General features: G+C 40.4%; 10 protein-coding genes. 3 read left to right on the top strand and 7 right to left on the bottom strand.

Annotated elements, in window-relative coordinates:
• Position 1 precedes the first annotated feature (1 nt).
• The 4 genes from QNI15_RS01040 to QNI15_RS01025 form a co-directional block, all read right to left on the bottom strand.
• Positions 2-604 carry a bifunctional nuclease family protein gene (locus QNI15_RS01040; RefSeq protein ID WP_313974912.1) on the bottom strand — a complete coding sequence of 201 codons (603 nt, stop codon included), beginning with the start codon at positions 602-604 and terminating at the stop codon, positions 2-4.
• A 220-nt stretch (positions 605-824) separates the two neighbouring features.
• Entirely contained in the window at positions 825-1790 is a 966-nt protein-coding gene (locus tag QNI15_RS01035) for an electron transfer flavoprotein subunit alpha/FixB family protein (protein ID WP_313974910.1), read from the bottom strand.
• A gap of 101 nt (positions 1791-1891) precedes the next feature.
• Positions 1892-2272 (bottom strand): hypothetical protein, encoded by a 381-nt coding sequence (locus QNI15_RS01030; protein ID WP_313974908.1) that lies wholly within the window; start codon positions 2270-2272, stop codon positions 1892-1894.
• A gap of 73 nt (positions 2273-2345) precedes the next feature.
• Positions 2346-3083, bottom strand: coding sequence for an electron transfer flavoprotein subunit beta/FixA family protein (locus QNI15_RS01025; RefSeq protein WP_313974906.1), 738 nt, complete (start codon positions 3081-3083; stop codon positions 2346-2348).
• 294 nt (positions 3084-3377) lie between these two features.
• Here QNI15_RS01025 and QNI15_RS01020 point away from each other — a divergent pair, with 294 nt between their 5' ends.
• Positions 3378-3695, top strand: a complete 318-nt coding sequence (locus QNI15_RS01020) for a tetratricopeptide repeat protein (protein WP_313974904.1) — start codon at positions 3378-3380, stop codon at positions 3693-3695.
• A gap of 393 nt (positions 3696-4088) precedes the next feature.
• On the opposite strand, the gene QNI15_RS01015 is transcribed toward QNI15_RS01020, so the two are convergent.
• Together QNI15_RS01015 and QNI15_RS01010 are read right to left on the bottom strand one after the other, a co-directional pair.
• On the bottom strand, positions 4089-4850 hold the full coding sequence (locus tag QNI15_RS01015) for an SDR family NAD(P)-dependent oxidoreductase (RefSeq protein WP_314003810.1): 762 nt from the start codon (positions 4848-4850) through the stop codon (positions 4089-4091).
• Between the two features lie 66 nt (positions 4851-4916).
• Positions 4917-6566, bottom strand: coding sequence for a UxaA family hydrolase (locus QNI15_RS01010; RefSeq protein ID WP_314030076.1), 1650 nt, complete (start codon positions 6564-6566; stop codon positions 4917-4919).
• 307 nt (positions 6567-6873) lie between these two features.
• On the opposite strand from QNI15_RS01010, the gene QNI15_RS01005 reads away from it, so the two are divergent.
• Both QNI15_RS01005 and QNI15_RS01000 read left to right on the top strand, forming a co-directional pair.
• Positions 6874-8913: a beta-L-arabinofuranosidase domain-containing protein gene (locus QNI15_RS01005; protein WP_314030075.1), complete on the top strand. Its 2040-nt coding sequence runs from the start codon at positions 6874-6876 to the stop codon at positions 8911-8913.
• Positions 8914-8966: 53 nt separating this feature from the next.
• Entirely contained in the window at positions 8967-10070 is a 1104-nt protein-coding gene (locus tag QNI15_RS01000) for a glycoside hydrolase family 2 TIM barrel-domain containing protein (RefSeq protein WP_314030074.1), read from the top strand.
• A 932-nt stretch (positions 10071-11002) separates the two neighbouring features.
• Here QNI15_RS01000 and QNI15_RS00995 read toward each other — a convergent pair.
• The gene (locus QNI15_RS00995; RefSeq protein ID WP_313974894.1) at positions 11003-12238 is read right to left on the bottom strand and encodes a nucleoside recognition domain-containing protein; all 1236 of its coding nucleotides are present in this window, start codon (positions 12236-12238) and stop codon (positions 11003-11005) included.
• Positions 12239-12272 lie beyond the last annotated feature (34 nt).

The following is a 12272-nucleotide window of genomic DNA, read 5'->3' as shown; positions in this document are numbered from 1 at the left end:
ATTAGTTTCTTTTATTCAATTCATCACGGATTTTGGCTGCACGTTCATAATCTTCTTTTTCCAGTGCCTCATCCAGCATAGTTTTGAGTTGATCGCTGGAAATATCTTTCAGTTGTTCAGAGGTACCCGATTTTTTTACAGGATTCTTTTTTGTCTCCTCATCCTTACTTACCAATGTTTCATCTTCTTCCGGCTCTGTAAGTACAATGCCTGCTTCCGATAAAATGGGTTCAAAAGTATAGATAGGCACTCCAAATCTTAGCCCAATAGCAATGGCATCTGATGGCCGAGCATCAATATCTATCATCTTCACTCCATCTGTACACACAATCTTTGCATAGAATACTCCTTCGCGCAAGTCAGATATCACAATCTCCAGAATAGAAAATTTAAAGGATTGTGCAAATGACTTAAACAAATCATGCGTCATAGGCCGGTTGGGAACAATTTTCTCAATTTCAATAGCAATAGCCTGAGCCTCAAACATGCCAATAATAATTGGTAAGCGACGGTTGCCACGTTCTTCACCTAACACCAATGCAAAAGATCCTGACTGTGATTGACTGGAAGATAGTCCTAATATTTCTAATTTAATTTTATCCACGTTCGTACGTTAATTTATAGCAATAGTCAGATATCGGATTTCCGGTTGCAATTTTATAATATTTTATGGATAACAAAAATTAATCACCAGATCATTCCCATAATTTTATGTGTTGAATCAGAAATGTATAGCTCTTTTCTGAAATAAAAAAACCTCTGACAAGTTTACTCTCATTCCATGAATGAGCAAAATGTCAGAGGTTTACTAAATAAAAGCAGATTTATTTGGCTGCCTGCACTGCCTTAGTCAGGCGGGGAAGGACATCAAATGCATCCCCCACAATGCCATAATCCGCAGCTTTGAAGAATGGTGCTTCCGGATCTTTGTTAATTACCACAATCACTTTAGAGGAATTGACACCTGCCAGGTGCTGAATAGCTCCGGAAATACCTACAGCGATATACAGATTCGGGCTTACCTTGATCCCAGTTTGTCCTACGTGTTCGTGGTGCGGTCTCCATCCTAAATCTGATACAGGTTTAGAACATCCGGTTGCTGCATGTAATGCATGAGCCAGCTCTTCAATGATCCCCCAGTTTTCCGGACCCTTCAGACCACGACCTCCGGATACAACGATATCAGCTTCAGTCAGAGATATTTCTCCTGAAGCTTTCTCTTCGCCTGTGACTTTAATAGCAAACTCTGCTTCAGATAAAGTAGGGGTAAATGCTTCAATAGGAGCTACACTACCTGTTTCTTCTGGGGTAAACACATTTTTCTTAATGGTCAGAATCTTTTTGGCAGATTTCATTTCGGTTACTGCAAAAGCCTTTCCGGTGTAAATGCTGCGTTTCACTTTAAACCCATTGCTTAGGTCTGGTAGTTCTGTAACGTTAGATGCAAGACCTGCCTTTAACTTAGCTGCCAGTCTTGCTCCAATAGCATCTGTTAAGGCTGATTTAGCCAGAACTACAACTTCCGCATTTTCTTTCTCAGCGGCCTGTGCTATAGTAGTAGCATATGACTGACTGCTTGGGACATTCAGGCGATCATCTGTAGCATGCAGAATTTTATTGGCACCTGACTTTCCTACACTATCCAGTTCACCTGCATCGATTGCTCCAATGACAATAGCAGTGGTAGTGGTACCTGTTTTTTTTGCTATTTCTGCCGCATATCCTGTGGCTTCCAAGGCTGATTTTTTAACTGCGCCTTCAGCAGTTTCTATAAAAACAAGAACAGACATATCAGAATTTTAATAATAGATTCAACTTGAGAATGCCAGAATAGCTTTTGTGCTACCTGGCGTTTAATAGAATTGTAACATTCTTGTTTTGAAATCTTGTTTTACTTCTTCGGCCTTCTCATCAGATAACGCGTAATGAAGATCCCTTTTCCGGAATCATCTGTCGCTCCGGTAGATACCTGCGCCACTTCCCATCCCTGATCTGCTAACTCATTGATCTTGTCTGTGATAACTTTGTCATTGTTTCGAACATTCGAAAAATTGATACCACCCAGGCTAAAGAAATTTTCTAATGGAAGTTCCTGTAGTTTTCCATTTGGATCTGTGGAAATCATCCGTGAACGACCCATACCTCCGGCAACCAGTGACTCAATCGTTGTTACCTGCATGTATTCATATTTCGGAACAACAGGAGCCTGAGAAAATGATTGCTGAGTAAAAGCAAGAATAACAAATGATGCAAGAATGATTAACTTTTTCATAGTGTAGTTTAGATAAAATTTACGTGTTAATTTAAAATTATTTGCATAGTTGGGGTAAAGCAAAAGTCGGGCCTTATATCACTTTCGCTTCATTTTTTAGTAAAGAAATTAGTTGTTCTGCATTTTCTGCAGGGATCATTTTAACCGCACCTTTAGGGGCAGGCAACTGAAACTCGGCAACTTGAGTAAGTGTATCTTTAGAGGATGGCTCTATCACCTGAAGAGGTTTTGTGCGGGCCGACATAATACCACGCATATTAGGTATTTTCCATTCCGCAATAGGCTCCTGGCAGCCAGCTACCAGTGGGAGAGATACCTCCACATATTCTTTTCCACCTTCAATCTCACGTGCCATCTTGGCTGTTGTACCTTCAATATCCAGTTTCATAACAGGTGAAACAGATGGAATACCCAGCATCTCGCCCACAATACCATGAACCTGACCACCATTGAAGTCGATGGATTCTCTACCCATCAGAATCAGATCGTAGCTATTTTGACGGGCGATATTGGCAATCTGTTCTGCAACAAAATAAGCATCTGTTGGCTCTGCATTGATGCGGATAGCGTCATCAGCTCCTACTGCCAGTGCCTTGCGAATGGTCGGTTCTGTATCCGCTTCTCCAACATTCAGAACTGTTACAGTTCCTCCTTGAGCTTCCTTCAATTCAATGGCACGGGATAATGCATAATCATCATAGGGACCTGTAATAAACTGCACTCCAGCCTTATTTAATTTGGTATTATTATCAGTAAAGGCAATTTTAGTTGTCGTGTCGGGAACATGAGTAATACAGACTAAGATTTTCATAAGCAATAAAAATGGTTATTTAGTAAAAATTGAAATACCTACAGAACGATTCCTGAATACCATTCATTGTTCTGTAACGTAACAGTGCAAATATAAAAGAATCTTCATGTGAAGAGTCATAAAGATCAACCGAAAAATACAAAAATGTGTTACAGAGTGTGATATTTGTATGTTGAATTGGAAAGTAGTTGGTTGTGAGTGGAATACAAACTGAAGCAGGAATTTGTTTTGCCATTCAAAGAAGCTTTACCTTTGAGACAGAAGAGCAAGCAGAAGATTAATTTTATTTATACAATGAACAGACTTGAGCAACTATTTGATTTTTTGAAGGAAGATCCCAATGATCCTTTTACTTTATATGCCATAGCAACTGAATACCTGAAATCTGATGTGCAGAAGGCTCTGACGTATTATGAAAAGCTCCTGACAGAGCATCCGGATTATGTAGGCACCTACTACCATGCCGCTAAATTATATGCAGATCTGGGACGCAATGAAGAGGCTGAGAACACCTTTAAGAAAGGAATCGAAGTAAGTGAAGCTGCTGGCAACCGAAATGCAAACAGAGAATTAAAAGGAGCTTACCAGCAATTTCTGGATGATCTGGAATGAAATAACCCTAATAGCAGAAAGCTGATTCAGCCCAAATTTTAGAAAAAGCAGTATTAATAACTCAAGCCACAAAGAGAGGGTAGATTCCTTTGATCGCGAAAGGTAGTGTAGGTGCGTTGGCAATCTTTTCTCCGCGAGGTTGGCCTTTGGCCTTGTGGGGGAAGGATCGGAGAAAAGAGTCTTTTTTTGCCTACTTTTTTGGACAAGCAAAAAAGTAGGATGCCACAAGTAGAGTGATGAAAAGGAATCTGAGTAAACTCAGGAAGAGAGATTTCTGAAAAACTAATCAGCGCTTATACTTTTCGGAAGCATAACCGCTGATTTTATAAAACAGATTCCCATCCAAAATTTGGAATGACTTATGTAAATATAAAAGCAGTTTAAACCAGTTCTTTATTTAAGCGAAACAAATCCGCCATCTATGGAATAATCTGCACCTGTTACAAATCCAGCTTCATCTGAACAGAGATACAATGCCAGAGTTGCCATCTCTTCTGGTGTACCCATCCGTCCTATAGGTTGAGTCTTTGCCAGTTTTTCGAACATCTCCTTTTCCTGCCCTGCATAGTTCTTTTTCAGGAAGTCATCCACAAACGGTGTGTGTACTCGCCCTGGTGAAATGCAGTTACAACGTATCTTCTGATCAATATAATCTCTTGCTACAGAGAGAGTCATTGTTAATACAGCTCCTTTACTCATTGAATAGGCAAACCGATCCGGTATACCTACTGAAGAAGCAACTGATGCCAGGTTTAGAATAACGCCGCCTCCCTGTTTTTTCATTTTTTCAACAGCTACAGACATACAATTATAGACGCCCTTTACATTTACCCTGAAAATGCGGTCAAAATCTGCTTCAGAAGTGTTTTCAAGCTTTCCGACATGAGAGACGCCGGCACTGTTAACCAGAATATCTACTTTGGATGCCAGATCAAGCACTTTCTTTACTTCAGACTGATCTGATACATCACAACGGTAAAATACAGCTTTGCCACCTTCTCTGAGAATATCAGTTACAGTTTGGCTGGCACCTGTTTCATTCAGATCCAGAATAATAACTTCGGCACCTTGTTTAGCAAATAAGCGGGCTATTGCCTGCCCAATGCCACTGCCTCCGCCTGTGATGACAGCTGTTTTATGAGTAAGAGAAAACATGAAACGAATAAAAACAGAATGAGTAATAGGTTGTATTAATTATAAAAGAGTGTCAATTTTTTACGTTTACAGACTTACCCCACGTTTCCATGGAATGAAGTCATCTTGTCCCAGTTCAACAGATTTAATCTTTTCCAGACCGCTGGCTGCACGAATACAATATTCCAGAATCTCTTCCCCTTTTTGTTCAATGGTCGTTTGTCCTGTAATAATATCGCCAGTATCAATATCAATAATATCAGCCATACGACGAGCCAGATCACTGTTTGTGGCTACCTTAATAACAGGACATACCGGATTACCTGTTGGTGTACCCAGACCTGTCGTAAATAAAATCAGGGTAGAGCCTGATGCCGTTTTTCCTGTAGTTGCTTCTACATCATTACCAGGAGTGCATACCAGATTCAGACCCTGCTTGGTAGCTGGTTCTGTATAGTCGAGCACATCTACAATAGGAGCAGTGCCTCCTTTTTTTGCTGCGCCTGCTGACTTGATAGCATCTGTAATCAGTCCATCCCGAATGTTGCCAGGTGAAGGGTTGGCATGGAAGCCAGAGCCTACAGATTCAGCCTGTGCATTATAGGATTTCATCAGGTGAACAAACTTAGCCGCAATCTCATTGTTGATGCATCTGTCGGCAAGCTCCTGCTCTACACCACAGAGCTCTGGAAACTCAGCCAGTAATACAGTGCCACCCAAACCTACCAGCAAGTCAGCTGCATAACCAACTGCGGGGTTGGCTGATATACCCGAAAAACCATCAGAACCACCACATTTTACACCCAATACCATTTTGCTTAAAGGAGCCGGCTGGCGTTGTTGTGTATTGGCTTTAACCAAGTGTACAAAAGTTTGCTTGATCGCTTCTGAAATCAGACTTTCTTCCGATTGGCTCTTTTGTTGTTCAAACATTAACAGAGGTTTATCAAATTTGGAGTTACGCTGAAATATTTCCTGTTTGAAGTCATCCATCTGCAAGTGCTGACAACCCAGACTTAATACTGTAACTCCCGCTACATTTGGATGATCTGCATAAGAAGCCAATAACTTACTCAATACAGCCGAATCCTGTCGTGTACCTCCACAGCCACCCTGGTGTGTCAGAAATTTGATGCCGTCGATATTTGGAAACAGGCGTTTGGTATGAAACATTTCTTCCTGCAAAGACAAGTCAGCTGATAACATAGTATCTGGCGACTGTCCTGATTCATACATGGATATTAGTTGACGGGTGTAATTCTTGTATTTTTCACTCTGACCATAACCCAACTCCTTATTCAACGCCTCTTTTATTACTTCCAGGTTCCGGTTTTCACAGAATACAGTAGGCACAAATAACCAGTAATTAGCAGTGCCTACCCGTCCATCTGAACGAAGATATCCCATAAATGTTCTGTCCTTCCATTTGGAAACATCCGGAGGAGTCCATGTATAGTCTTTCTGCTTTCCAGAGTAATCTGCAGCAGCATGTTTGAGGTTTTGTGTATGGATTAACCCTCCTTTTGGAATCGGATGCATGGCTTTGCCTACCAATACACCATACATAATGACAGGATCTCCGGTATTCAGATCCTCAGTGACAAACTTGTGCTTTTGCTGTATGTTATCTTGCAAGATGTAGGTCTCGCCTTCGTATGTCAGCGTTTGCCCTTTGGATAAGTCAGTCAGTGCTACAATGACATTGTCCGATGGATGAACTTTCAGGAGGTGTCGCATATATTTTCAGAATAAGATAACTGTCTTTGTCTAAAGGAATACTTATGAATTAATACCCCAAAGAAAGTAAAAACCTTAGGTATAAACCAACAGTCAACAAGAGTAAATCAGAGATTTATATAATTAAAACTTACAGACAGATGGAATAGTTCTGGATGCTGTAACCTGATTGTTTCTCCCAAACTCCTCCAGGATAGGTATCAATAACTCATGTCTTTCTTTGGACTGATGAAATTTTTCATAGGATAAATATAGTATTTTTGGTTTATTGGGTTGAATTTAATCAGGATTTACTACCCGTTCATTCATGAATATCTATCTACGTTACACTATTTCTCTGTTTTTTCTATCAATAGTATTTGTTTTTTTCGGTCATTCGTCTTCTCTGAAAGCACAAACCATACAATCTCCTGCCTATACAGAATTACCTCTTGGAGCTGTCAAACCCAAAGGGTGGCTTCTGCATCAGCTTCAGATTATGCGGGATGGAACAACCGGACATCTGGATGAAGTATATGGAAAGATCAAAGATGACAATGGTTGGCTGGGAGGAAAAGGAGATGGCTGGGAAGAAACTCCTTACTGGCTGGATGGGGCAGTGCCACTTGCCTATCTACTCAATGATCCGGTTTTAAAGAATAAAGTGAACCGATACATTGAATGGACGCTAACTCATCAACGCCCTTCCGGATATTTTGGTCCTATCACGAAAGCAGAGCGGGAGAAAGGAGCTGCCATAACTGTTGACTCCTGTCAGTTAGGGGAAGACTGGTGGCCTAAAATGGTGATGCTGAAAGTATTGAAACAGTATTATACTGCTACACAGGACAAACGGGTGATTCCGTTTATGAGTCGTTTCTTTAACTACCAGTTGCAGTCACTCAAAAAATGCCCTATTGGAAAATGGACTGACTGGTCTGCTTCCCGAGGCATTGACAATGCCATGATTGCCCAATGGCTGTATGGTATTACGAAAGAAGCCTCGCTACTGGAGTTGGCTGCACTGATTGAGTCGCAGTCATTTGAGTGGAATACCTGGCTGACAAACCGGGATTGGGTCATCCGCGCTGCTGCTTATCAGGATAATGAAAACTGGATGAGTCGTCATGGTGTCAATGTGGGAATGGCCATAAAGTCGCCCGCTATAACTTACCAGCGTACCGGCGATAAAAAATATCTGTCAGGTTTAAGCACAGGTTTTCATGACCTGATGACCTTACATGGTTTACCTATGGGTATTTTTTCGGCTGATGAAGATTTACATGGAAATGATCCGGTCCAGGGAACAGAACTTTGTGCTATTGTAGAATCAATGTTTTCACTGGAAGAGATTATCGGAATTACGGGAGATATCCACTATATGGATGCATTGGAACGGATGACATTCAATGCGCTGCCTACTCAGACAACGGATGACTACAATGCCAAGCAATACTTTCAGATTGCCAATCAGGTACAGGTAAAACGTGGAGTATTTAACTTTTCCTTACCCTTTGATCGGGAAATGAACAATGTCTACGGTATGCGTAGTGGTTATACCTGTTGTCTGGCAAATATGCATCAGGGGTGGACAAAGTTTGTTGCCCATATGTGGTATGGTACTCCTGATAAAGGGTTGGCTGCATTGGAATATGGTCCTAATCAGATTGTCGCTAAAGTAGGGAAGACTCAACAGGAAGTTACCATTACTGAAACAACAACCTTTCCTTTTGAAGAGTCTATTCAATTTGCATTCTCTACAAAGAAAGAAGTTAGCTTTCCTTTGCAACTACGCATTCCTTCCTGGTGTAAGGAAGCAACTATCTTGTTGAATGGACAAAAACTACGTACAGAAAAAGGAGGACAGGTAATAACTATTAACCATACATGGAAAGACAAGGATAAACTAACCCTGGAGTTACCTATGCAGGCTCAGTTCTCAACCTGGGGACGTAACACGCGGGCTTTGGAACATGGACCATTGGTCTATGCATTAAAGCTGGGTGAACGATGGGAGAAAGAAAGTCAGAAAGAAGAAGGCGATTATTTTAATGTCTTTCCTGTAGGTGACTGGAACTATGGAATAGTGGCAAAGACTGTTGCCGAACCTTTTCAGTCTGTATCAATAAAAAAGGTGAAGCCTGTATCGGATCAGTTTATCTGGAATCTGACTAATGCACCTATTGAAATTACTGTAGATGCCAAAAAGATTCCAGACTGGAAGATTGTCAATGATGTAGCCCCTTCGCCTGTAACGGAACGGTCTGGGATTTACAAAGGAAAAGTAGAAAACCAGACAGAAAAGATTACATTGATTCCTTATGGATGTACCAAAGTACGTATCGTTGCCTTTCCTGTAGTGCCTTGATAATGAATAAGTACACCTAATCTCAATTATACGTTTTCCCTCTATTCAGTTTTATGAAAAAGATAGTATTACTTTTTTTGCTGTGTTTGAATGCATCCGTTTTTGTTGGGGTAGCACAAACAAAGTCACCCAGGCAACCCCGGACCAGTCAACCCGTACAAGCAGGTCGCTGGACTATTGAGAAAGCCAATGCTTGGTATGCTAAACAGCCATTTTTAGTTGGAGCCAATTTTATTCCATCTACAGCGGTTAATGAACTGGAGATGTGGCAGGCTGATACCTTTGATCCACAGACAATTGATAGGGAACTTGCCTTGGCAGAAAGTTTAGGCATGAATATCATGAGGGTATTTTTACATAACATCCCCTATGATACAGATAAAGAAGGTTTTCTGAAACGCATCAATGAGTTTCTGACGATTGCAGATAAGCATCATATCAAAATTATGTTTGTCTTGTTTGACTCCTGCTGGAATGACAACCCAAAAGCTGGCAAACAACCTGAACCTAAAACCGGCGTTCACAATTCCGGATGGTTGCGTTGCCCTGGCACACAAATGTTGTTTGACTCTCGCACCTGGGGTAAACTGGAAGATTACACAAAAGGAATTATAGGCGCATTTGCCAATGATTCACGTGTGTTGGTATGGGATTTGTTTAATGAACCCTCCAATTCTGGTTATCTGGATGCGGTAGTGCCATTGTTGAAAAAATCATTTGAATGGGCCAGAGCTGTCAATCCTTCTCAACCACTGACAGCAGGCTGGTGGCATGATCATCCGATGAGTAATGAAATAATGCTGAATAGCTCGGATATTATTACTTTCCATAATTATGTGACGCCTGAAAAACTTGAGGCGCAAATCAAAGACTTACAAGCTACCTACAAAAGACCGTTGATTTGTACAGAATACATGGCTCGTAAACATAAAAGCACTTTCGAAGGATGTCTGCCTATATTTGACAAATACAAGGTAGGGGCTATTAACTGGGGACTGGTAAAAGGAAAAACGAATACTATCTATGCATGGGATGAACCATTACCTAGTGGGGAAGAGCCAAAACTATGGTTTCATGATATATTCCGTCCGGATGGCACACCCTATCAGCAACAGGAGGTAGAAACAATCCGGAAGTTTACCAAAGCAGGAAAATGATTTACAGATTATAGATTTATCATATCTTCAAAAAGGTAAATTTATCTTGTTATCAAAGAAGTAACAAAACCTGCACTTCCTAAAGAGTGTAGGCTTTGTTTTTAGAAGGCATCTTACTTCCTTACAGCAACGTTTCTACGACCAGGTCATTTATCAATGAGGTAAACTACCTGTTCTATAAATTAAAGGTGAAAACATGATAAAACAACGTATAGCTATATTGATATACATGTGTCAATGCAGAGAAGAAGGCAGTTACTTGTCATCTTGTTAATTTACCCTGATACGTTTTTTAGTTCATGTGTTCCCTCCCTATAGGGAGGGAACACATGAACTAAAAAACAAAAAAAACTAAAAAAAGCTAAAAAGATCCAAAAAGTAAGCTAAAAACTAAGTAGGGTGTCTTGGGGTAAGTTTTTGTTTTATAAGCTGTTATGTTGTTTGTTGAAAATGGGTAAATAAAAGGTTAGCTAAAAAATGAGCTAAAAAACCGGCTTTTTTTTAGCTCATTTTTTAGTTTAGTAAAATAAGGAAAAAGCTAAAAAACAAAGCGTGTACTATAAAGAAAATACAATTTTTGCCTCAGAATACGTCTTAGGCTCTGGTATTATCTGTTCTGATTTCCCTGTTCAACATTATTGACCTGTGCATTATCTACTGCAGCCTAATGATAGTGCGGTGAACTATACGCAATAGCCAACATGATCAAAGTTCTGGTCAAAAATAAAATCTGCTGTCAGTTATACGTAAATTAAAAAATGATTGGAGTTATTCTTACGCGCAAAACTGCTATGTTCAACAGGCAATCTGTCCACGGATCAGTGAATTTGTTTTGACTTTACAAAAAATAGTATGCAACAAACTATGCACATGCAATACGACTTCTCCAAAGAAAATCATTGCCTTATATTCGGGTTGATTCATGCTGATTGTTAGTGAAAGAACAGATACCCCAGAAATATACCGGCAATGACACCCACAATATCTGCGATAATACCAGCTACAATTGCATAGCGTACTTTTTTGATACCTACAGACCCAAAATACAAGGCAATAATATAAAACGTGGTATCTGCTGAGCCGTTGAAGATACAGGCTACCCGTCCAGGAAAAGAGTCTGCTCCGTAGGTTTTCATCACATCTATCATCAGGCCGCGTGCGCCACTGCCACTAAAGGGTTTCATAATAGCAACAGGTAAGGCAGGTACAAAGTCTGTATTGACACCCGTCATCGCAAGCAAATGGCCTATACCATCAACAACGTATGCCAGCGAGCCGGAATTGCGGAATATGCTGATTGCTACCAACATACCTATAAGATAAGGTAGGATCTTTAAGGAATCTTCAAATCCGTTTTTGGCTCCTTCGATAAAGGCATCGAATACATTTATCTTTTTACGTATGCCACCCAGAATAAAGGCCACCATAATCACAAACAGGAGCAATGGACCTGCTACCTGTGAAAACACCTCCAGTTGGGTTTTATCCAAACCTGACAGATACCAGAGTAATAGTGCTATAATTCCTGTAAATCCAACTATCCATGCCAGCATCACAGGATGTAACAGATTGATCTTTTGCCAGAGAGCAACTACAATCATACCTATAAGTGTGGTGATATAGGTACCAATCAGACAGGGAATAAAAACATCGGAAGGGTTGGCCGCACCTAATAATGTACGTTGAGCCATAATACTGAGAGGGATCAGTACCGGACCTGCCGTATGTAGTACCAGAAACATAATCTGAGCATTGGAGGCTACTTCTTTTTCTGGATTTAGTTCCTGAAGGCTTTTCATCGAACGTAATCCAAAGGGAGTCGCAGCGTTATCCAGTCCCAGCATATTAGCTGAGAAATTGATCATCATGTGTCCGCTGGCTGGATGATCTTTGGGTACTTCCGGAAAAAGACGATTAAAGAAAGGCCCAATAATACGTGATAGAAACTGAATGGCTCCCGCTTTCTCACCTATATTCAGAATTCCCAAAAAAAACGTCATAATGCCAGCCAAAGGGAGTGCAATATCCATAATGGCAATTTTGGCTGTATCAAATGTGCCATCAATGATAAGCTTAAAGATCTGGGTATCGCCCAGAAAAATAAGCTTAAAGAGTGCAACAAGAAATGCAATAAGAAAAAAGGCGATCCAGACGTAATTTAATGCCATTTTCTAAACTATTGAATAAAAGAATGAATAATAA

The organism is Xanthocytophaga flava (assembly GCF_030068545.1).
Taxonomy (GTDB): domain Bacteria; phylum Bacteroidota; class Bacteroidia; order Cytophagales; family 172606-1; genus Xanthocytophaga; species Xanthocytophaga flava.
This window is presented reverse-complemented; position numbering and strand designations above follow the sequence as displayed.